Source organism: Sphingobacterium sp. Ag1 (assembly GCF_000988325.1).
Taxonomy (GTDB): domain Bacteria; phylum Bacteroidota; class Bacteroidia; order Sphingobacteriales; family Sphingobacteriaceae; genus Sphingobacterium.
The window spans coordinates 361908-385507 of record NZ_LBGU01000043.1; the positions used below are offsets into that span (position 1 = coordinate 361908).

The 23600-nt window shown below is 44.0% G+C and carries 16 protein-coding genes; 11 read left to right on the plus strand and 5 right to left on the minus strand.

Annotated elements, in window-relative coordinates; translation table 11 throughout:
* Nucleotides 1-55: 55 nt before the first annotated feature.
* The 3 genes from AAW12_RS26330 to AAW12_RS19120 all read right to left on the minus strand — a co-directional run bounded on the left by AAW12_RS26330 (nucleotide 56) and on the right by AAW12_RS19120 (nucleotide 1473).
* Entirely contained in the window at nucleotides 56-214 is a 159-nt protein-coding gene (locus tag AAW12_RS26330) for a hypothetical protein (RefSeq protein ID WP_156167705.1), read from the minus strand.
* A 302-nt stretch (nucleotides 215-516) separates the two neighbouring features.
* A complete protein-coding gene (locus AAW12_RS19115) occupies nucleotides 517-1245 on the minus strand; it encodes a PRC-barrel domain-containing protein (RefSeq protein ID WP_046675219.1) in 729 nt (242 codons plus the stop codon).
* 45 nt (nucleotides 1246-1290) lie between these two features.
* Nucleotides 1291-1473 carry a hypothetical protein gene (locus AAW12_RS19120; RefSeq protein WP_046675220.1) on the minus strand — a complete coding sequence of 61 codons (183 nt, stop codon included), beginning with the start codon at nucleotides 1471-1473 and terminating at the stop codon, nucleotides 1291-1293.
* Nucleotides 1474-2041: 568 nt separating this feature from the next.
* On the opposite strand from AAW12_RS19120, the gene AAW12_RS19125 reads away from it, so the two are divergent.
* Together AAW12_RS19125 and AAW12_RS19130 are read left to right on the plus strand one after the other, a co-directional pair.
* Nucleotides 2042-3523, plus strand: a complete 1482-nt coding sequence (locus tag AAW12_RS19125) for a TlpA family protein disulfide reductase (protein WP_046675221.1) — start codon at nucleotides 2042-2044, stop codon at nucleotides 3521-3523.
* Nucleotides 3524-3860: 337 nt separating this feature from the next.
* The gene (locus tag AAW12_RS19130; protein ID WP_053003824.1) at nucleotides 3861-6110 is read left to right on the plus strand and encodes an alpha-L-fucosidase; all 2250 of its coding nucleotides are present in this window, start codon (nucleotides 3861-3863) and stop codon (nucleotides 6108-6110) included.
* Between the two features lie 185 nt (nucleotides 6111-6295).
* Here the strand turns inward: AAW12_RS19130 and AAW12_RS19135 are convergent, their stop codons facing one another.
* The gene (locus tag AAW12_RS19135; protein WP_046675222.1) at nucleotides 6296-6646 is read right to left on the minus strand and encodes a lipocalin-like domain-containing protein; all 351 of its coding nucleotides are present in this window, start codon (nucleotides 6644-6646) and stop codon (nucleotides 6296-6298) included.
* Between the two features lie 393 nt (nucleotides 6647-7039).
* Between AAW12_RS19135 and AAW12_RS19140 the strand changes: the two genes are divergently transcribed.
* Genes AAW12_RS19140 through AAW12_RS19150 form a run of 3 tightly spaced genes read left to right on the plus strand, consistent with a single transcriptional unit; the run spans nucleotide 7040 to nucleotide 12684 of the window.
* A complete protein-coding gene (locus AAW12_RS19140) occupies nucleotides 7040-10216 on the plus strand; it encodes a SusC/RagA family TonB-linked outer membrane protein (protein WP_197084096.1) in 3177 nt (1058 codons plus the stop codon).
* 16 nt (nucleotides 10217-10232) lie between these two features.
* Nucleotides 10233-12101, plus strand: coding sequence for a RagB/SusD family nutrient uptake outer membrane protein (locus AAW12_RS19145; RefSeq protein WP_046675223.1), 1869 nt, complete (start codon nucleotides 10233-10235; stop codon nucleotides 12099-12101).
* Between the two features lie 31 nt (nucleotides 12102-12132).
* A complete protein-coding gene (locus AAW12_RS19150) occupies nucleotides 12133-12684 on the plus strand; it encodes a DUF5018-related domain-containing protein (RefSeq protein ID WP_046675224.1) in 552 nt (183 codons plus the stop codon).
* A gap of 70 nt (nucleotides 12685-12754) precedes the next feature.
* On the opposite strand, the gene AAW12_RS19155 is transcribed toward AAW12_RS19150, so the two are convergent.
* Complete coding sequence (locus AAW12_RS19155; RefSeq protein ID WP_046675225.1) at nucleotides 12755-13633, minus strand: AraC family transcriptional regulator; 879 nt, start codon at nucleotides 13631-13633, stop codon at nucleotides 12755-12757.
* A 215-nt stretch (nucleotides 13634-13848) separates the two neighbouring features.
* On the opposite strand from AAW12_RS19155, the gene AAW12_RS19160 reads away from it, so the two are divergent.
* From AAW12_RS19160 to AAW12_RS19185, 6 genes are all read left to right on the plus strand, one after another.
* Nucleotides 13849-16818, plus strand: a complete 2970-nt coding sequence (locus AAW12_RS19160) for a glycoside hydrolase family 2 protein (protein ID WP_046675226.1) — start codon at nucleotides 13849-13851, stop codon at nucleotides 16816-16818.
* Nucleotides 16819-16918: 100 nt separating this feature from the next.
* Entirely contained in the window at nucleotides 16919-17626 is a 708-nt protein-coding gene (locus AAW12_RS19165) for an RraA family protein (RefSeq protein WP_197084097.1), read from the plus strand.
* Complete coding sequence (locus AAW12_RS19170; protein ID WP_046675227.1) at nucleotides 17613-20519, plus strand: glycoside hydrolase family 2 TIM barrel-domain containing protein; 2907 nt, start codon at nucleotides 17613-17615, stop codon at nucleotides 20517-20519. Before AAW12_RS19165 ends, AAW12_RS19170 begins: the two co-directional genes overlap by 14 nt.
* Before the next feature lie 13 nt (nucleotides 20520-20532).
* The gene (locus AAW12_RS19175; protein WP_046675228.1) at nucleotides 20533-21699 is read left to right on the plus strand and encodes a mandelate racemase/muconate lactonizing enzyme family protein; all 1167 of its coding nucleotides are present in this window, start codon (nucleotides 20533-20535) and stop codon (nucleotides 21697-21699) included.
* A gap of 12 nt (nucleotides 21700-21711) precedes the next feature.
* The gene (locus AAW12_RS19180) at nucleotides 21712-22503 is read left to right on the plus strand and encodes an SDR family NAD(P)-dependent oxidoreductase (protein ID WP_046675229.1); all 792 of its coding nucleotides are present in this window, start codon (nucleotides 21712-21714) and stop codon (nucleotides 22501-22503) included.
* Between the two features lie 57 nt (nucleotides 22504-22560).
* Nucleotides 22561-23433 carry an SMP-30/gluconolactonase/LRE family protein gene (locus tag AAW12_RS19185; protein WP_197084098.1) on the plus strand — a complete coding sequence of 291 codons (873 nt, stop codon included), beginning with the start codon at nucleotides 22561-22563 and terminating at the stop codon, nucleotides 23431-23433.
* Nucleotides 23434-23600 lie beyond the last annotated feature (167 nt).

Sequence of the window (23600 nt, forward strand, 5' to 3'; positions counted from 1 at the left end):
GACAGCAAATAGTTTGGATAATATGCAGTAAAATCCCTGCTCGAATGGGATTAGCTTACCACAGCAGCCAGGTCAGAATGGCGAGAAAGCCACCCCGGATAAGCAGCTCCTGTGTCAGCTCTTCGCGGTCTAGCTTATACCAGCTATATTTTTCATAATACTTCCGGATGGTCTGTCTGTTCTTTTCAATGACGATTTTATAGCTTGTTTTCATAACCGATTTATATTGATGTCATGGAAGAACATGCAATTTTAATGCAGTTTTAGGCGCAGGCAAGCGAATTTAGGTAGTTTATGTGGTACTATTGGTTATAAAATACAGGCTAAAGGGGTATTTCTCACATGATATTTTACCAAATACGTTCAGGAAAGATACATGTCGATTACTGGTTGCTGTTTGCGGAAAGAAATTTGCCATTTTTCGGACAATAATCAGGCTTAGCTTGAATAGCTAAGCCTGATTGCTTCGTTCAGTATGCGTTTTATCTTCGATAGTCTTGTTTATAGGACTGTTGTCTACAGTTCGTTGTTATCGATTGTGCCGGGTTCATGTCCCCTGTTTTGGTCATAGCGCGCAGCTACCCTTCGCGTACGCTGCGTCTGATCCGAAGGAAGAGTTTCGGTCTGCTGTCCCCGGCTGTAAAACGTATCTTCACTAAAGTGATAATGCTGGTAAAATTCGGCTGGATCATAATTGTTGGCGCTCACGATAAACCCCACATCACCGGTTCCTTCAAACACATGCCGGACGCTTAGTTCCGTCTCCGGATCGAGCTGATCAGGTTGGTAAGCCGGCAGTCGGATAGCCTGATCTTCGCTAATGGAGATGACCACGACTTCACCATCATCGGCAGGATTATACAAATAATCGGTGGCGGGTTCTTCCGTAGGAATTTCATCTACAGTAAAGATCACGCTATGATTGATGGGTTCGACGGGCGGGGTGGGGTAGGCTTCATCATTGCTCGCCTGAATCTTTGTGCCGTCGTAGAGCGACGCAAGGCCTATCGGCACCAATACTTTCTTATCGTCTTCCACAACAAATTCGGCATCATTGAGATCAACAATGATATAACGGACCTGTTGGCTTTCAGGATCAAAGAGCAGATCATCGACCCTGCCGATCAGCTGACCGGCCTCATTTTTTACTTTCCAGCCGCGGATATCAGGTTCGCCATCGACAATTTCAAAATCGCTTCCACCGAGTTCAATCAAATGATTATAGTTTTTTTCTTCTAATGCCATGTCTTCAAGTTTTTTGAGTTATCAATTCGTATGTTTGACAGTGATTTAAAGGGTATCCCGTTGCGGTGCGGTACTATTGATGCTTGTGTCGGGCGTAGATTCAGGTAGCCTGTCGTCGCTGTTGTAGCGGTTCACAAAATACAGTACCAATGCCAATGCAATCAATGAAAGCAGGATCCATAGCCACTTGGGCGCTCCGTTTCTAGGTTTTACTTCTAAATGTGCCATAAGTTCTTTTTTCAAAAAGAACAACCCTTAAATGGCTTCGTTTGAAATTTTTTTTTCGGACGCTTTCCTCGCAAGGGCTCTCACTGTGCTGTTTTCATGAATTGCATCCCAACAGTGCAATGGAATAGTGAGGGGCGGAAACGGCCATGGCCACGACGAGGGAAGAGAAGCAGAATTGATTCGGGTGGATTGGTGGTGGATGACCGGACTCCTTTCGCAGCTTTTGGTCAGCCTTTAGAAAAAAGAAAAATAATTTAAACGATTTTCCGCTGATACTGTTCTTTGATCGGAAATGTATTAATTAGTTAAATAAACAGAGGTTAAAGGATTGTTTTTTGTAAAGGCTAGGTTCGTGGTTGACCTAGCCTTTTTATGTTGGCGGCTATTGTCTGATCATCCAAGAGCTGTCTCGCCTAAATTTTTAATCAGCAGATGGTTTTAAGTCCTCCAACGGTCACTGGTTTCCGTCGACTGAATATCCCCGTATAAAATAATCCTATTTGATAATTTATAAAAATTATTTAAATTTAAAGATAAAAAACCTGATGTACGTTATAAATACTGATTTATGCTCAAAAAAATTAATCTTGTCATCGTATTGTGCCTTGTATTGCTGAGTTATACTTTTGCACAGGGACAATCGCTATCGAGCGGCTTTGTATCTTTGGTTATTAAGCTAAAGGGTAATACGAATGTAAAAGAACTTGACTTGAGCATTCCTTTTATGAGTAATCCTTTCCAGCAGGATAAGCCACTGCCATTTACACAAGTAAATGATTCTACATGGATGGCATCGGCCTATTCCTTTGGCCCTTCGTCGGTTTATTTAAGGCTAAATGGCCAATACCTCGCTTTTTTGCTTGTACCAAAGCAAGTGGGCACATTAACTGTTGCGATGTCGAATGACGGAAGCAGCAGCTTGCATTACCAGGGACCGTTTAAGCAGGTTTTCGACAATTCGGCGAAGCAGGAGAAATTGCTGATGGGCCTGTTTCGCTATCCCGCGGATAAAAAAAATGAAAAAATACCCTTTAAATCGGCGAATGATTTTATGATATATCAGTTGGGTAAGGTAGACGAAATGACCAAAAAGCTGATTCCAGACTCAACTTCAGGATTTCTGAGGGAATACTATACCAAAATTGTCGAAGGTTTTCGGATACCAAGTTTTCTTTTAAATTATGCGGATATTTACGAGCACAATAAAAAGGCAGGACTGGATTCTACGCAGTTTCCATTGGTGCCGAAGCGGGATATTTCGTTTTACAAGGAAATCCTTAGCCCCAGATATCAGGATACCCTGAGTCTATTTTCTGCTGCTTATGCTGCCATTCAGGCGGCCATACTGCAGGACTCTCTGTTGCATCTTCCGGATATTACCGAGGTTGGCCCCATAGCTTTCAGAGAGCAGCTGCAACAGCACCTGGCCCCCATATTTAAACAGGATGGAACGCTGTTTTATGAGATGGCCACAGCCAGTGCTTTTGTCCAAAAAATGACTGGTGGCTATCAATTAAGTGCGCAAAATAAGTACGACATTACACATAGTTTTACCATAAAAGATCTGGTCGAATACCTTCTTTATCAGGATGAGCAAAATGCACTCCGAAAACAAAGGTCCATGGCAAAGGTCTCTATGTTTCCTTTTGCCGCCGATAAGGAAGATGTCCTTGAAGAACTGATCAAGCCCTATCGGGGAAAAGTCGTTGTGATCGATCTTTGGGCGACCTGGTGTGGCCCCTGCATCGCATCTTTTTCAGAAATGGAAAAGGTCAAGAATCAGTATAGCAATCGGGATGATGTCGTATTTGTATATGTGACGGATGAAAGCTCTGATCGCAAAAAATTTCAGGAATTTACAGATCTGCTCAAAGGCGATCACTATTACCTCTATAAAAAACAATTTGCAACAATCATCAAACAGTTTAATAACGCTATCCCAAGTTACCTCGTTTTCGATAAAACAGGTAACTTATCCGACCGTTCCACGGCTCCGGAGAATCAGGCTGTGGTCGCCAAGTCCTGGATAGAAAAGGCCCTAAACAACTAAGGAAGAAGGTGTACATGCGGTGTATTCGACTCCGAATCTGTATAAAAAAGTGGCAACTGTGGAAAGCTGATATCCGATGTGCCGTTGGAGACCTGTTTTTCGGTAACTTATCGGTGATTTGCTGTATTTTAAGTCGATAATGTACAATGATTGGTCGATAATCTTCTTTTTGCTTTTTTTTAAATCTTCTATTTTTACGCCGATTAATATATTTGTAAACAAAAGTTTACTAAAATTAAACATATGGTGCTCTTTGTGACATTAGTCTGTTTGATATATTTGTTTCCGGGAGGCATTGCCCAGTTTAGAGTGAACTTTTTTAGAATAGTAACGAATTATGGAAAGGAAATTGATGTTTGCGTTATGTGTGAGTAGTTTTTTTACACCTATCTATGCGCAGAAGCAAATGAAATCCAATGCACTGGTATTTAAGAATACCTACGCTATTGATGCACAGGATAGTAAGAAAGACATTCTTGCCAAGGCAGTCCATATTATACCGACTGACAAGCAGTATGAGGCCTTAAAGGATGAATTCATCGCATTTATACACTTTGGTCCCAATACATTTACCAGAATGGAATGGGGCAGCGGAACAGAAGATCCAAAAATATTCGACCTCAAGCATCTCGATACCGACCAGTGGTGTGCTGCAATGAAAGCTGCCGGGATGAAAAAGGTGATCTTTACGGCCAAACATCACGATGGCTTCGTCCTTTGGCAAAGTCGCTACACAAAACATGGTATTATGTCGACGGGATTTCAGCAGGGACAGGGCGATATTTTAAGAGATCTTTCAAAATCCTGTAAAAAATATGGACTCAAATTGGGAGTTTATCTTTCTCCGGCAGATCTTTATCAGATTGAAAATGAGCAAGGGCTCTATGGGAATCAAAGTGTTTATACAGAACGTACGATACCGGAAAAGGTGTCGGGAAGGCCCTTTAAAGATAAGCGTACTTTCCACTATAAAGTAGACGATTATAATGCTTATTTTCTGAATCAGCTTTTTGAATTACTGACTGAATATGGCCCGATCCATGAAGTATGGTTTGATGGCGCACATCCAAAAACAAAAGGTGGACAGAAATATAACTACGCAGCCTGGCGGGATTTAATTTCCAATTTGGCGCCGAAAGCGGTCGTTTTTGGTAAGGAGGACATTCGCTGGTGTGGGAATGAGGCTGGCAAGACACGCAGCACTGAGTGGAATGTGATCCCATTTGATGCGGATCCTGTCCAGATGGAAGGTTTCCGTGATCTGACGGATGGGGATCTGGGCAGTAGGGAAAAGTTATATAGCGCAAAATTTCTTCATTATCAGCAGGCCGAAACCAATACATCGATACGGGAAGGCTGGTTTTACCGCGATGATGTGTATCAAAAAGTGCGATCGGCAGACGATGTTTTCGATATTTACGAACGTTCAGTTGGCGGTAATTCCACATTCCTTTTAAATATTCCACCCAATCGAGAGGGGCGTTTCTCCGATGAAGATGTAAATGTGCTTCATGCTGTTGGCGAGCGGATTGAAGTGGGCTATAAAAACAATCTGCTGACCGGAAGTAATCTGGACAAATCCTTGTTGGACAATAATGATAAAACGAATAAAGCATTTCCTGCCGAAACAGGTGAGCTGATCGTTTCTTTTCCACATCCAGTTAAATTGAACCGCTTGGTGATTCAGGAAGCGGTGCACAGCAGTGGTGAACGTATTGAACAGCATGCGCTTGACATCTGGAAAGACGGAAAATGGCATCAGGTTGCAGTTGCTACTAATGTAGGGTACAAACGCATTTTGCGCTTCCCGGCACAAGAAACAGACCGCATTCGATTACGCGTATTGGCAAGTCGTGCAACACCGGTGCTGGCTAGTCTTGGTGCTTACTATGTACCTACACGACCACCGCAATTGGATATCGCTCGGGATATGGAGGGTAAAATCAGCATTTATCCCGCAAAAAGCGAATTTGGCTGGAAACCACATCATGAGGATATTCTCAAAAATCTCAATAACGCTTTTGAAATCTATTACACCGAAGATGGTACAATGCCTTCAGCAGCGTCCCGGAAATACAGCGGTGCATTTGAAAGTAAAGGTAAACACATTAAAGCGATCGCAATTGACATGGATGGCGCAAAAGGGGCCATAGCACAGAAAGAAATGGGAATTCCTAAACACGGCTGGAATCTGGTCGCTGCAAGCAGTACCCTCGATGGAAAAAATGGACGTGAAGCTTTTGACGAGCGGGCCGATTCATACTGGCAATCGAAAGCCACTGGCCCGGTGCAGGAGCTGGTCATCGATATGGGGACAGCGTATTCAATCGCTGCATTCAGCTACAGCCCACAGCGTAAAAATGCGGAAGGCATGATGCAATCAGGTAAGCTTTCAGTAAGTCTGGATGGTACGCATTGGGAAGATGCGGGCAGCTTTGAGTTTGGCAATTTAATTAATGATCCCTCGACGCGTACCTATCGCTTAAAAAATGCAAAAAATGCACGCTTTGTCAAGGTAGAATCGACGGTCATTGCCGGGAAGTCGCAGTCACTGGCCATAGCAGAGCTTGATTTTTTTACACCATAATGATCGAGTCAATCGCCTTGGACCTGGAGCTATGCTTGATTTAGGGTGCAAAAAAATAGCCGTCATGCCTATACAGGCGTAGTTGAATGGACGATGGCTCAGGATAAAGTAGACAAAAGCCCGGTCATGGAAATCCATGCCGGGCTTTTCAATGCATTGCTCCCGATAGGAATTATTTTAAGCTGTTATTCCTGCACTTTTTCATATTCCAGCGTACCGGTTTTATCGCTGCTGATGACACGTTTCTTGTCGTCAAAGGATTCTACCTTAAATTTGATGGAGATGATGCTTATTTTAACGGTAAGTATTTTATTGTCTTCGGAAAGTTTCCATTTTCCATTACGGGAATCACCATTGTGGATACCCTGAAATTTTCCATCCTCCATAAACACCTGATAAGTGTCCTTCGGTGTAGACACAACGCCATCGACGTTTGTCTGTTTGACTAATTTCCATTTCCCGATAAGTTCTTTGGCGGTCTGGCTATATCCTGCAAAGGAACAAAGGACCAAAATAAGTGTTACGAGTGTTTTCATGTTGTGTTTGATTGCGGTGTAAAGTATACCTTAAATGTAGTAAATATTGGCGCATTTCAGAGCGACATTTGTCTCATTAAAATTAAATTTGGGATAAATCGATGTTCATAAATTTATACTGAAAGCGAATAGCAAATAGGGACGAGAGTTACTGCTGTCTTTAGCTAATCAAAAGGCCACATCAATATCCTGTTGATGTGGCCTTTTGATTTCGTATTTTATTGAATAACTGAGTCTTAAATGGGGTAAAATAGTTTTAATAATTGATTTTCAAGTTTTAGTTTCTCCATTCAATCTGTAATAATTTTGGTTAATAATAGCGCTGTAAACCGAAGCGAATCCATGGTGCCGTCGTTTACCGATGCTGAATTATAAACTAACTTATTATTATTTATGAAAGAACTGTTGACCAATAAAAAGCCTAGGGATCGTATGGGCAATTTTGACCTGTTGAAGGCTGGAATGAGCGTAGGGATACTTGTCATGTCTATTTGCCATGGACAGGATTCATTTGCCAAGGGACGGCCCGAAAGTGAAAAAATATTTGCCATCCAATGGTCTTATAAAGGCGGATTGAACAGTAAGGCACAAGCGGTCCTGATCGAAGGCACCGTGCGGAATAAAAAAGGCGAACGACTGTCTGGTGTAACGATATTGTCTAAAGAGGATAGTAAAATCGGAACAAAAACTGACGATGAAGGCCACTTTTCCATCCGTGTAGCTGACCGCTCGACCTTGATTGTTCGCCATGTAAATTATAGAAATCAGGAAATCCCTGTTCAAGGTGCCCAAAAGAACGTAGAAATTGTCCTGGATGATAATGATATTGCCTTGGATCAGGTTGTTGTGGTTGGTTTTGGTACGACCAGTGTGAAGAAAAACTCTACTGCCATCGCTTCTTTTGATGCGAAAACAATTGAAAATTTGCCCTTTGGAGACATGGGATCGGCTTTGCAGGGAAGAATTCCCGGAGTGATTGTGCAGCAAGGCTCGGCCGAACCGGGGCAAAATGGTGCTAGTATTTCCATTCGTGGCAATGGCACACCGCTTTATGTAATTGATGGATTTATCTCTACACAACAGCAGTTTTTTAGCCTCAATAAAGCGGATATCAAATCGATGACGATTTTGAAAGATGCGGCCTCAACAGCAGTGTATGGGATGAATGCCGGAAATGGGGTTGTGCTGATTACCACCAAACAGGGCGATTCGGGTAAACTCAATGTCAACTATCAGGCAAACTTTGGCTTTAATACCCCTTCCTACCAAACCAAACGCATGGATGCCTATCAATATGCCACAGCGATCAACAACCTGAATCAGGCTTTGGGAATGGGAATTAACTCCTTCAAGACGACGGAAGAAATGGAGGATATCAAAAACAATCTCAGTAACTTTACCAACTGGGAAAAAGAGTTGACGCGTAGGTTTGTGCCGCAACAAGACCATACGCTTTCGCTGAACGGGGGTAGTGAAAAACTGCGTTTCTTTGGTAGCCTCAACGCCTTTAGTCAAGAGGGTATTTATAAAGCCAAATCACTAAATTATCACCGGTATACTTATCGGAGTAATGTGTCGAGCAACTTCGATAAAATCGGACTGAAACTCGATTTCAATGTCAATGGATACATCCGAAATGAGGATTATCCCCCGGCAAGTGCCTATACAATCTATAGTAGGCTACGTGATCGTAATCCTTTTGAAAAACCTTTTACATCCAGCGGCCAGATATCCAACCAGTTTGACAATCCAGCTTTGGCACTGTTGAGCCCCGGTTATATCAAGTTAAAGACGGTGTATAATCAACTATCGGGGGCACTCAACTGGAACGTCCCATGGGTCGAAGGATTGAGCCTCGGATTTAATGGGAATTTTAACATCGAATCTCAGGATCGTGTAGACTGGGTCGAAACGGCTACCTATTACGATGAACAGGGGAATGCCACAAAAGAAGATCCTACAAATATTAGTGTCGGACGTTCTTCTTACATGACCCAGAACTTTGACGTCAATTTCAGAGCCGATTATCGGCGGACATTTGGTGATGGTCACAATGTGGAAGCAACCCTGGTTCAAAACATGCGTCAGTATTATAGTAATGCCCTGAATGCGGGCTCCCGGGGCTTTTACACGACAGCGATCAAGCAGATCCAAAAAGGTGATGCAGAGTTGATCACAGCGAGCAATACCGAAGGCAAACAGGCGTGGATGGGTTATGTGGGTAAGTTTCACTATGATTATAAACAGCGTTATATTTTTGATTTTGCCGGACGTTATGACGGTTCCGACAATTTTATATCGACCAAAAGATGGGGTTTCTTCCCTTCATTTTCTGCTGGTTGGGCGCTGTCTGAGGAAAACTTCTTCAAAGATATAAAGGCCAAAAATGTCTTGACTTATTTGAAGCTGAGGGGCTCTTACGGGCAAATTGGTCTCAATGATGCGGATCACTGGGCATATGCTTATCTCGCCACCTACAACTACAATACAAATGGTTATGTGGTGGATGGGAAGTTGGTCAATACAGTTACTCCTGGTGCACAGCCAAGTATAAATATGACTTGGTATACGCGTTCGAAATACAATATAGGAGCAGATTTTGCCCTATTTGGAAATAAAGTTGATGGTGCATTGGACTATTTCTTTGAAAAGACCAAAGGTTATCTCGCCGCCGATAATTCCTATCGCTATACAGATCCAATCGGGTATACACTTCCGCTGGTGGTGACCGATGCCGAAGACCGGAAAGAAGGACTTGATGGTTTTATCAAATACAAAGACAAGATTGGCAACGTCGATTTCAATGCTGGATTTAACTTTACCTATTATAAATCGTTTGCCTTTAAAACTAATGAGGACAGTGTCACTTTGGCTAATCCGCGGATTCGTCAACAGGGTAATTACTATGGCTACGTGGGTACTGGTTATGTGGGGGCGCAGTTCTATACGAATCCACAGGATATTCTGAATAATCCCAAACGCGAAACTTCTACCGATCTTAGGCCTGGGGATCTCTGGTACCAAGATGTCAATGGAGATGGTAAGATTGATGGGCAGGATCAGGTGCGTTATGGACATAATTCGAGTCCCACTTTCGTTTACGGAGTAGATATGGGCGCAAGTTACAAAGGCTTCAGTGTGCAATCTACCATTCAGGGAACAGGGATGAAACAAAATTACTTCTCCAATGTGGCCATGGGTTCCGAAGGCGAACGACGCCTGGACTTTCAGTTTCAGAACGATAATTGGTCGCCATCTAATCCGAATGCGACGATGCCAAGACCCGGCAACGCGAGTTTGAACAATAACAATAACTATTCGTCCTCAGACTTCTGGGCCCGCAATACCTATTATGTTCGATTGAAATCTTTAACACTATCCTATGATTTCAAACATTCGATCATGAAGTCACAGCAATGGATGAACAACTTGACCCTTTTTGTCTCGGGTGTAAACTTGTTGGCATTTGGTCCATCAGTCAAATATGGTGATCCCGAATCCAACACTTTTGATGGTTACGCATATCCAATGATGCGAACTTACTCCGCGGGATTTTTATTGGGATTTTAATTAACAAAGAAAATTTATGAAAAAACGTTTGATAATAGGGATGCTGGGCATGACGGTGATGTTCTTCTCTTCCTGTAAAGAGTTTTTGGAAACGACACCATACGATAAGATTACTGGTGAGCAGACCTGGAATAGTGAAAATTTGACAACAGCTTATATTTATCAGGTATATGCTGACGTATTGGGAACCGATGCCTGGATGTCGGGCTATGCACATCCTTATTCGGCAAGGTCGGAAGGGACCACTAAAAATGTGATGGTGGGTACGCTAAACGGTGCCTTTTGGACAAAAGAAAGAGCCGAACTCATGCTAAAATCAGATAATTATGGCTGGTTAAATTATTCACTTTTGTGGCGTATCAATTCGGCAATAGCAAATATTGAAACAAGCACGACTTTCTCGAGTGAATTTAAAAATAGAAGTTTAGGGGAATTATATTTTTTAAGAGCTGCGCACTACTTTGTGTATGCTAAACTGTATGGCGGGCTGCAACTGATTGACAAAGTGTTGACACTGGATGATGATCTTCAGATTCCGAGAAGTTCAGCCAAGGAAACGTACGATTTTATGCTGGCTGATCTTCAAAAAGCAGCGGCGGCTCTTCCGGCAACAGCCGAAAGGGGACGAGCTACTGCCAAGGCTGCAAATGCCCTGATCATGCGGGTAGGCTTGCAGGCTGCTGCCTATGTAGATGGAGGGGCAGCAAATAGCGGGTATTATGACAAAGTGATCCAGTCGGGAGAGGCATTGGGGCTCAGCAATAGCGGGACGCAACTAAGTCCTTACTACAACATGTTTCGATCCTATGAAACTGCAGTTACGGCCACCGAGTTTATCCTGACCCGAGATCGTAACAAAACAAATACCTCTCTCTATGATGTGCCTATGCAATATCAGGGGCTTTGGTCCACGGGTAAGTTTTCGGCTTATGCCAAAGCTAACTTTCCAATCAATGTCACGATGAACTTTTGGGGGATGGATGGCGGTTCATGGCCAACGCAGGACCTGGTCGATGACTATCTGGTCTCGGATGTAGATGGACAGTTGAAATCATGGAATAATGCCAGTTATGTAACGACAGGTAAAAATGTAGACGAGAAAATGTATTTCTCCAACACGAAGAAAAGAGACCAACGCTTTTATGCAACGATACTCTATGATAGCTGTATGTATTTCAACAATCAGGTACGTGTGTTTTTTAGAAGGGACGGAAATGTGAGCAATGCCAATAGCAAAATTAATGAAGGTTCGGTACAAGAATATGGATACCAGTCCGGAAATACCGAAAATTATAATTCCAGTACGGGTTATGCGATGATCAAGTATTTTTACGATAATATAGTGAGCTTACCTTCACCATCTGACCAAAAATTGGACTATGTATTTTCAGTGCTCCGTTATGGTGAGGCTTATCTCAATATGGCCGAAGCTTATCTCATGAAAGGGGACTTTGCCAATGCAAAAAAATACATGCTGCCAACCATGGTACGGCATGGTGGTTTTTCTGAAAGTAGTGTCAATCAGTATTTAAATACACTTTCGGGCAACAGCTGGGGAAATTCGCTTTTTGAAGCCTATAAAAGAGAACGCAATGTGGAGATGGTTTACGAAAATAACGATCGGTATTGGTCGCTGTTGCGTTGGGGAATGCGCACGTCGGGTGGTCTGCGTGATGGAGCTTATGTAGGTTCGGGATTTGTCATCCCTGAATTGCAGGGCGCTTTACGGGGTATTCGAATTTCGAGAGATGGTAAATCCTATTCTTTTTTTGAAGACAATAATGTCGTTGGGGAAGCTCGATTCTCTGCCAAAAGGTACTCGATGCCAATCAACGAAACATTCCGCTTGAAATCGGGTGTGAAGCAAAATCCGGGATGGGAATAAAAACTGGTATACAGATATAATGAAATTGATTATGCATAAAATAAATTACAAAATAGGGCGTATTTTACTCGGCGCACTGACGCTCATGGCGATGGGAAGTTGTTTAAAAAAGGGCTATGAAGAACTGCCAAATTCGCCGGACAACAAATTGACTGCAGTAAGTTATTCATACCGCTTTCTATATAATGATACCATACAGAAAGGAACTCCCATGCAGGAGATTGAGCCTGATCGGGTCTGTGAGGTCGTTTTTAAGAATACGGCGGTAGCTTTTGATACAAATGGACAAAAAGGATATACGTCTACGATTTCGTACGATATCAATTCTGTTAAGAAGGCAGGGCCTTCGGGATCCGTCACCAAGCAGATGTTATTCGATGAGTTTAAAAAACGAATTCAAAAAGATCAACTTGCTAATCTGTGGGTTACGATCACCGTGTCGGATGTTTCGGTGGTTTCGCCGCTCAATGGAGCTCCAGTATTGGGTAAGCCAGGCAATTTTTCACAGGATAGAATGTATCGGGTTACAGCAGCGAATGGTGACGCCCAAGATTATACGCTGAAAACAATAAAAGGTTTTTAAATAGGTGTTAGTTTCAGTAAATTGGTGGGAGAGGGCTGTACTTTTGTACAGCCCTCCTTGTTAGTTGTGGCTACAGATCCATCTCTTTACGAAACTCGCGTGGTGTTTTGTTCATAATGGATTTAAAAAACTTATTGAAGTTGGTCAGATTTTGATAACCACATTCGTAGCAAATCTCCGATATGCTCAGTGTCCGATCCATCAGCAGTTTACAGGCATGACCAATGCGCATTTCATTGACAAAACGAGAAAAGGGTTTCTGGGTATGCCGTTTAAAAAAGCGACAGAAAGCGTTGGGTGTCATATTGAGCATGTCGCTGGCAACTTGTAGATTAACCTCCTCCTTAAAGTTGCTCATCACGTAGAGGTAAACCTTATTGATGCGCTGGGTCTCCTGCTCACTGAAAGTGGGGCGATAACCGTCGGAAGCCAAATTTTCAAATTCGGCTGTTTCCTGTAGCAACTGAATTAGGTTGAGGAATTCGATTATTTTCGAAAATCCTTGTTTATCACTGAGTTTTTCCATTAAGCGTTGTGCCTTGTCGCGTGTTTCGCCATAAAAACGAAGTCCGCGCTGCGCCTTGCGGATAAATTGCTGCATGGCCTGGATGGTTTGATGTTCGTCGGTCAGACGAAGTAAGAAATCTGCCGGAAAATAGACAACGATGGCGCGGGCACGCAAATCATTATCCTGCTGTAGAAATAAATTGTCGTTGCGCCAGATATGGGGAATATTGGGACCCATCAAGACCAGGTCTCCTTCTGTAAAGGTCGCTACATTGTTGCCCACAATGCGCTTGCCGAAACTTTCCACGATCAGCACCAGCTCACAGAGCTCGTGAAAGTGCAACGGATTGCTCAAAAATTCCTGATCGACCAATTTGACATGGATTGTCTTTTCGCTCGGTGGAGTAAGCTCAATAAATTGGGGTTTGGATAATTTGTTCATACATAGCTACATTGGTTGCTACAAAAATACAGTATTTGCTGGTATATCAAACAATATTCACTTAATAATATTTTAATGGTTGTTATTAGGGTGTAAATAGTTTTAGTTTTTGTATAACCAGTTGTAGTATTGCCGTGCGGGAGCAGCTATCTTTGACAAAGAATGTAACATCGTAGTATGGCGTTCTAATTGGGGTAATTACAACCTGTTATGATATGAAAAAACTAAAAAAATTGCTGTTGTTGGCCTTGTTGTGGGTAATGGGGAGTTTAGCAATGGCGCAGCAGGCAGCTTATCAGTTGCCGGACAAAGTGACTGGGCTGAAAGCTTCTGTACAATCCTTAAATAGCCGATGGAATTTCAAATTTGATCGCAGTTCGGCCTGGGAAACTATTCAGGTTCCCGGGGAAGCTGTGATGCAGGGCTATGGTATTCAACACGACAATTCTTTTTTTTATAGCCGTAAATTTTTGGTGCCCAGCCAGTATAAAGGCAAAAAGACAATCATCCGTTTTGACGGTGTGTATAGCTTTGCCAAACTTAGCATCAATGGTAAAGCGGTTACGAGCCATCAAGGTGGATTTACGCGTTGGGAAGTAGATATTACGCCCTATGTGATTTTTGGAAAGCAAAATGAAATCGAACTGGAGGTACAGGATCAGCTGGATGATATTTCGTACGCATCGGGCTATGCACATCATCCGATAGGTGGAATCTTGCGGGATGTCACCTTATTTGCAACAGCTGCACATTCGCTGACCGACTTTAATCTCGAAACGGCCTTTGATGCGTCGTATACGGACGCTCAGCTAAAATTGGATTTTGACGGTTTTCTAGCCAAAGGAGCTACGATTAGGTATACATTGACTGATCCGAACGGCAAAAGTATTGTCTTGGAACATCCTGAAAGACCAATTGTAGATGGTGCTAACAGCCATGTATTCCGTGTAGCTGCACCGCTAAAATGGGATGCCGAACATCCCAATCTTTATCGGTTGGATGTGGAAGTGAAAGAGCAGGGGAAGGCTACGTATGCCTTTCATAAATCGGTCGGTTTCCGTGAAGTAAAAGTGGTGAAAGACCAGCTGATGGTAAACGGCAAACCTGTCAAGCTACGTGGCGCCAATCGGCACGATATGCACCCGACCTTAGGACGCAGTGCTTCGGCCTATTACGATAGCCTGGATGTTCAATTGTTTAAAGAAGCAAATATCAATTTCATTCGTACTTCGCATTATCCGCCGACGGAGCGTTTCGTTGAATATTGTAATCAATATGGTATCTATGTTGAAGTGGAGACCGCAATCTGTTTTGTGGATACCTACAGGCAAAAAAATTATGCACCTGGCGCTTCACAAAATGATCCGAAAAAGACGGACCAATACCTGAGCCAATCGCGCGAGATGGTTAATACTTTTAAAAGCCATCCGGCTGTACTTTTCTGGTCCATTGGTAATGAGTCGATCTACGGCGACAACTTTAAGCAAAGTCATGACTTTGTGAAGCGTGCAGATCCGACAAGACCTATTATTTGGAGTTATCCGGGCTCGCAAACTACCGAACCTAAGATTTATGAAATCCTGAGTATGCATTATCAGGACGTGTATGGCAACTTGACACAGTATGGCAAGACCACGCGTAACTTTGAGGGCCATGGCATTCCGGCTTTATTTGATGAATGGGCTCATCCAGCCTGTTATACCTATAAAACTTTACAGGATGATCCGAATATCCGTGAATTTTGGGGAATCTCCATGGACATGATGTGGGGTGGGTTGTTTCCAAAGCAGGGCGGCCTTGGCGGTGCAATATGGGGCTATGTGGACGAAGTATTTATGATTCCACAACAGCTCAAGAAAGGAACTGCTTTTTGGAAGGAATTTGCCCATACCGCCAAACCCGAAGATTTTCAGGGGCAGGCGATAGGCTACGGTGAGTGGGGGATCGTCGATGTTTGGCGACGCAAGAAACCTGAATTTTGGTCAACAAAAAAAGCACAGTCTCCTGTATTGATCACCTTGAAAGGAAAGATTATACCTGATTTTGCCCGCTTTCAGCCGCTAACGATCCCCGTATATAATCGATTTGATCATACTTCGCTCCAGGAAATTAAACTGCAGTACACCTATGACGGAAAGACCTACACCTTAGGATTACCCGACATCGCACCGCATCAGAAAGGCTATATTCAACTGCCTGGTTTAGCCTGGCAGCAGGGGGAGCAACTGGCTTTGCGCTTTGTGGATGGCAAAGGGTTGATGCTGGATAGCTATCGTTATTTCTTGGGTGAGCATCCGGTTAAAATGCCTGAATCGACTCAGAATGGAGATATTCAGCTTGTTGAAGAGTCTGGTCGTTATCTGATCAGGGGAAAAAACTTCACCTTTCCGATTTCGAAAGCAACAGGCCTGATTGAAAATGCAACAATTGGTGGTAAGGTAGTGATTCAAAAAGGTCCTTTCTTAAATATGGACATCAACCTCAATCACCTGACTGGTGCAGAAGTACGCAAAAGTGCAAGTAAATACCTACTCGAAGATAGAAATTGGCAATTGAGCAAATTGGATGTGCATATCAAAGACAATTTGGCCCTGGTATCGATTGTGGGAAAAAATGGCAGTTTATCCATTCAGTTTGATCTAACTATCGACGGTAAAGGAGAAATGAAGACTTTATATCATACCCAAGGTGAGCCCAATGGCTACCTGCGTGAGATCGGCCTTAAGTATTATCTCAGCAACGAGCTCGATCGTATTGCCTGGAGCAGAAATGGTTATTGGAACGATTATCCCCAAGAATCATTTGCGGGCAATGAAGGAACAGCATGCTTGTCTTCTATGGATACGACGCCGTATGGTCAAGAGCCTAAGCAGCCCTGGTACATGGATACGCACAACTATTACTATTGGGCCGATAAAGGTGCACGTAGCCAGCATCCGCTAACGCAGCAGGCGAAGGGCATGAAAGAAAATATATACTACTATTCTTTGGGTAGTGGTGCAAAGAACCTGATGCATGTGGTTTCTCCACTGGGCGACAATGCGTGCCGTTTGGATCGCCTGGAAAATGAACAGCTGGTTCTGTATGTAAACAACAAATGGGATTATCCTGAAATTGCCTGGGGCAATTATTGCAAGACTTTGGAAGCGTCACCCTGCCAGGGATCTATCACATTAAAATTCTAATGGTATCACGATGTGGGCTTGAATTGATCAAATCATTTATCTGCGACGCAAACACCGTTCGGGTTCACTTTGTGGTAACATGATCTAATTTATATAAAAAATGAAAGAAAACTATCTGGTGGAATGGGCAAATGATGAGGAGCTTTTTGAGCTGATCCGCAAGGAACTTTTTACAGCTGTCATTGGGGACGTGATGGACAAAATGGGATTGTTCCATCAATTTCTGCCACCGAATATAAGGCCGTTAAAATCAGATTTGTTTTTAATTGGTCGGGCAATGACGGTATTGGAGGCCGATGTTTGCGGAAATGCTGAACAACAGTCGAAGAATCCTGTATTGGCTAAATCATTTGGATTTATGCTTGAAGCTTTGGATGATCTACGTCCGGGCGAGATTTATATTTGCAGTGGCTCTTCGCCTGAATATGCGCTTTGGGGTGAGATTATGAGTGCGCGGGCCAAAACATTGGGTGCACATGGGGCGATTGTCAATGGCTACTCAAGAGATACCGTGGGGATTTTGGCTTTGGATTTTCCTTGTTTCTCGATGGGCTGTTATGCACAGGATCAGGCACCACGAGGAAAGGTTATTGACTGGCGTGTTCCCATCCATTTTGGGAATGTCCTGATCAAGGATGGCGATATGCTGATCGGCGATATTGATGGTGTCTGCGTGGTACCACGCGAACATGAACAGGAGGTTTTCGCTCGGGCATTTGAAAAAGCGAGAGCAGAAAAAGTCGTATTGAATAAGGTTATGGAAGGCATGGGTGCCAAAGAAGCATTTGAAAAATATGGAATTATGTAAATTCAAATTAAGCAAAGGAAGCTGGCTAGCGCTGTTGCTGGCCTGTTCGTCCCTGGGAAATCTGTCGGCACAACAGGCTGGACCATTTTTGACGCCCATGCCCGATCAGTTGGCCACGAGTAAAACCAGCCGGATACTGTTGAATGGACAGTGGAACTTCAGGGCGGCCAATACGAAGCCCGTGGCCATTCAGGTACCGGGAGAATGGGAAATGCAAGGCCAGCATGTCGCTGCGGGTGAAACGGCAGTGTACGAGCGTTTGTTTGATGTACCCGACGATTGGGAAGGCAATCCAGTATACATTCGCTTTGACGGAGTCAGTTCACATGCGCTTGTCAAGGTAAACGATCAGGTAGTCGGTGAACATGAAGGTGGATTTGTAGCTTTTCAGGTCGACCTAACTGGAAAGGTCAACAAAGGAAAAAATAAACTGACTGTAGAAATTCAGGCCAATACCATCAGTGATATATTGTCTTGTGTGTCTCAGTACGCAGTGCATACTGTGGGTGGAATTTTGCGCAAAGCAACTTTGTTTACAGTGCCTAAGGTGCATATTTCGGATGCGGTGGTTGCAACTGATTTCGATTCAAAATATGTCCATGCAGCGCTTAAACTTGCGGGCTTGGTACAAAATAGTTCAAACCAGCAGCAGCAGGTTCAATTGCACTACGTACTCCGAGATGCTGACGGCAAGACAGTGCTTGAAAAATCCTCCGACAAGATTCAGCTTGGGGTGGGGAGCCATAAACAGATCGAAAGTCTATTAGCAGTAAAAAAACCGATGCACTGGTCGGCGGAGACACCTTACCTCTATGTGTTGGAAACGGCATTAATTGCGGATGGAAAGGCGATACAGACCAACAAGCAAAAGGTCGGATTTCGTGAAATTGAAGTCGTCAAAAATCAGTTGATGGTAAACGGCAAACCCGTCAAATTGAGAGGGGTCAATCGACATGCGGTACATCCGCTGAATGGTCGAGCATCTGATCCGGCAATAGATCGGCAGGATGTTGTTTTATTTAAACAGGCCAATGTCAATTACATCCGCACGTCGCACTACCCGCCATCGGAAGAATTTTTGAATGCGGCAGACGAGTTGGGAATGTATGTGGAGAGTGAAGCGGCTTTGAGCTGGATACAACATGGTGCATCACCGATTTGGCGAAAATGGGACTACAAAGACAAACGTTTTTTGCCCGTCATGTTGGGGGCAAACATCGATAATGTACTGAGCAACCGCAATCATCCGTCGATATTATTCTGGTCGCTGGGCAATGAGTCGCATTGGAGCCCGCTGTGGGCTGAAGTCAATACGCGTGTGAAGGCCTTGGATCCAACGCGTCCAACCAGTTTTCACGATCAGACCTGGGGTGGCTTTAATAATGGCGGAAGTAAAGCGGATATTGCCAATTACCACTATCCGGGTATCGATGGTCCTGCGGCTACCGATACCATGAAAAGGCCCACTTTATTTGGTGAATATGCCCATTTGTCGACCTACAACCGGCGTGAATTGCTGACCGACCCTGGTATCCGCGATGCTTATAATGCCCCCTTAGTAACTTTTGTTGATGCTATCTATAAGCATTCGGCCAACTTGGGTGGTGCTATATGGAGTGGAATCGATGATACCTTTCATCTGCCCGATGGACGTATCGTGGGTTATGGACCTTGGGGACCGATTGATGGATGGCGTAGGCCAAAACCAGAGTATTTTGGAATGAAAAAGGCTTATTCGCCTGTCAGGATCGGTACACCGCAATTGAAGAATGGTAAAGTGGTGGTCAATATTGAAAACAGATACGATTTTCTTTCCCTTGATCAGCTCAAACTTGTGGCCATTGTAGATGGTAAGGAGGTTCCTTTTAGGGCAGCGATTGGACCGCGGACGAGTAGCGAGGTCGTTTTACCGATCCAAGCGGATTATGGCTCATTGCGAATTATTGCCATGGACAATCAGCAAAACGAGGTTGAAAATGAGCTTTTTGAGAAAGTTGCCAAAAATCAGGAAAAGTTTTCGGCTACGGAATTACAGCTCAAACAAGATTCGGCGTATATTTATGTAAAGCAGGGAAATGTGAATTATACTTTCAGCCGAACCTATGGCAAATTGCTTGCTGTGCGCAAAGATGGTGAGCTTATTTTGACGAAGGGGCCGGCGTTAGCGCTCATCGAAGCAAATGCGGAAGATGGGGGCAAGCCAAATGTGGCGGGAGAGACCTATCAAAATAACATTGCGCCATTGAAACAGTACGAGCAGTATACCTTATTTGCGGATGCTGCAGAAGCCAGTCAGACAGGCGACAGTATAAGTGTTCACTTCGACCTGCGGTATCAGCAAGGCACCGGAAAACAAAAATTTGTTTTCCTTAAAAATGGCCTATTGCGGGTGGAGTATGAAATGGTTTATCAGCAGGGACAGGAAATGAATCTCTATCAAGCTGGTCTGATGCTAGAATTGCCTTTATCTTACGATAAGTTGGCATGGTCGCGAAATGGATCATTTTCCACTTATCCTGCCAATCATATCGGACGCAACGAGGGGGAGGCTGTATTGTATGCCCTACCGTTGTATGAAGTAGAAGAGCACGGTAAGCCACAAGCGAAAGATTGGAAAGACGATGCCAATATATTGGGTTCGAACGACTTTAGGTCGACAAAGGGAAATATTTACTGGGCAAGTTTGCATAGCCCTGCCGCAGCGGTAAAGGTATTGTCGAATGGACAGCAGCATGCAAGAGCCTGGAAACAGGATCAGCATATACAATGGTTGATAGCTGATTATTCGAATAATGGCTCGGAGCCTTTTTATGGATCGCCGCATAGCTATGGGCGCAAAAAGTTAAAAAAAGGCGATAAGTTAAGCGGACAGATTATTCTTAAGATAAATTAAAAATAGTAGAACAATGAAGATTATAGATGTTAAAGTCTGGCTGGTTGAAGGCGTAAAATATAATTGGACTTTAGTCAAGATTTACACTGATACGGGGCATACGGGTGTAGGCGAAGCGACCAACTGGCCTGGCAGCCCCATTGTGTATGAGGCCGCCAAGCACGTGGGGCAGCGTATTATTGGTCTGGATCCGATGAAAACAGATTTTATCTGGACCAAACTCTACCGCGACCTCAATTGGATTGGACCTTATGGTGCTAGCATGTGCGCCATTTCTGGTATTGATATGGCACTATTGGATTTGAAAGGTAAGGTGCTTGGTGTACCATGTTATGAACTGTTGGGCGGTGCATTCCGTAAAGAGATCCTGTTGTATGCCAATTATTGGTTTACTGGTGGTGGGCATAATCCCGAAGATTATGCGCGACAAGCACAAGCAGTCAAAGAAGCTGGTTTTACAGGCCTAAAGTTTGATCCATTTGCGCATACAAATTATCTGTATGGGGAAGATTTGGCCGCAAACCTGACCTTGACTGCCGAACAGCAGGATCTGGCGTTTGAGGTGAGTAAAGCGGTACGTGATGGCGTTGGACCCAATTTTGATATCATGATCGAGACACATGCCATGCTCAATTATCGTGTGGCCGTACAGATGGCGCAACGTCTTTCTGAACTGAATATTACTTGGTATGAGGAACCTGCGGGGCCAGAAAATGCAGACAACCTACGTGCGATGCGGGAGCGTATTCCGTCCAATGTGTCAATCTGTGTGGGCGAAAGACATTATACCCGTCATGGGATCCGACCGGTATTGGAAAAAAATATCTGTGACATTATGATGCCTGATATTACGCGTTGCGGTGGTCCTTCCGAAATGAAGCGTATGGCAACAATGATGGAAGCATACAATGTGTTATTGGCACCCCACAACCCCAACGGACCACTTTCCACATTGGCCAGTGCACATGTCTGTGCTTCTGTGCCCAATTTCTTTCGACAGGAATTTATGTTCAATGATGTGCCTTGGCGCGATGAAGTCATCGATCATCCGATTAAAGATATGGTGAAAAATGGTCATCTGGTCTTGAGCGAAAGACCAGGATTGGGGGTGGATTTGATCGAAGAAGAAATGCGCAGGCATCCCGGGATATTGGAACCACGGCCAGGTTTTTATGTGTAATTTTAATAGTACATGGCATTTACAATTGATTTAACAGATAAGGTCGTCCTGATCACAGGCGGAATTTCGGGCATTGGGCTGGGAGCGAGTCTGCAATTTGCTGCGGCAGGTGCGACCGTGATAGCCTGTGCTGAATTGGCGGTCGATGATCCGGCAGTGGCTTCCTTTTTTGCTGCAATGGAACCTTATCGGCAACGAACGTTCTATTATTCGGCTGACGTGTCCAATGAGACTGCTATTCAGGAATTGACTGTGCTCCTTCAAGAGGAGCATGGCCGTTTGGATGTACTGTTATCGAATGCAGGGCAGAATGTGTTCAAAGGCTTGGATGATTGTACGTTGGCAGATTGGAATCATAATAATAGCTTAAATCTGGCATCCCATTGGTTGCTGGCACGGGCTTTAAAACCGCTCTTGGCTCAAGCTTCACCGGGGGTGATTATTGTAATGGCCTCCAACCATGCTTATGCTTCCATCCCAGGTTGCTTTCCTTATAATGTAACCAAGGGGGCGCTCCTTTCACTGGTTAGGGCCATGGCTATCGAATGGGGACCAGCGATCCGTACGGTCGGACTTGCACCGGGGTTTATCGATACACCGGGTAATAAAAAATGGTTTGACAGTTTTCCGGATGCTGATGCCGAAAGACAAAAGACGGTTGATCGGCATCCTGTCAAAAAATTAGGTACGACAGAAGAGATCGGTGGTTGGTGTGTTTTTCTTTCCAGTACCTACGCGTCCTTTGCAAGTGGAAGTACCTATTTAATTGATGGCGGAAGAAGTGCACTATTGCAAGAGGATTAAAGCCTTATGTGAGCTTGCCGATTTAATTGGTGAGCGGTCAGGCAAAGCAAAATGATGATGGAAAAGAATTTAAAAGAAGCAGCAGTCTTACTACATACCGAATGTCTGCTGGGAGAGGGCATAGTTTGGAGCAAGCTGGATAACAGTTTATATTGGGTGGATATTTTGCGCAAGCGTATTTACACTTATCCATTGGAAAGCAAGAAGTCGGCTTACTGGGAATTACCAGGTTATGTGAGCAAAATTGTACCCTGGCCAGATGGATCGGGTAAATTTCTTGTGGCCATGCAGCAAGGGCTGGCCATTTGGACAAAGGAAACGCAAGATTTGACGGTCGTAGCTGAGCTAGATTCTATGGGGGGACAAATCCGTACCAATGACGGTGGAGTAGATCCCGAGGGTAATTTTTGGTTCGGAACGATGCACATGCAAGCTTTGCCGGATCTGGGGAAGCTTATGCGTTTCCGCAACGGGCTTTTGGAGACTGTTATTCCGGCAGTGACGATTCCCAATGGTATCGTATGGCCCGGCGATAGCCCCTATTTTTATTTTATCGATACTTATACCCGCGAAATCCGTCGTTATGCTAGGCATAATACAGGGGAATCGGCGGGAGGAGATGGACAGCGCTACAGTACATTAGTACGCGTACCCGATGAGCTGGGCATGCCTGATGGCATGTGCTTAGGACCCGATGGACATCTTTGGGTAGCGCATTGGGCCGGGTTTGCGGTTTGCAAGTGGCACAGGGAGACGGGCGAACTGTTGGATAAAATAAGGGTGAACGCACCGCATGTAACTTCCTGTTGTTTCGGCGGCGCCACGGGCACCGACCTATTTATCAGTACCGCTAGGGAAGGCCTTACGGAGGCGCAATTGCAGCGCTATCCAGATAGTGGCAAAATATTTCACATTGACCTGCGTGGATAACGATACGTACCAAAAACTATAAACCATTATAATCTGCTTGCAATTGTTCTATTTAAGTTATAACTTAATCTCTTCGTTGGATTCCATAGGAGAATCTTCGGCAGTGGTTGACATTTTAGCTGACAAAGGAAATTTCTAAAACAGGATAAATTAAATTAAAGTATTGA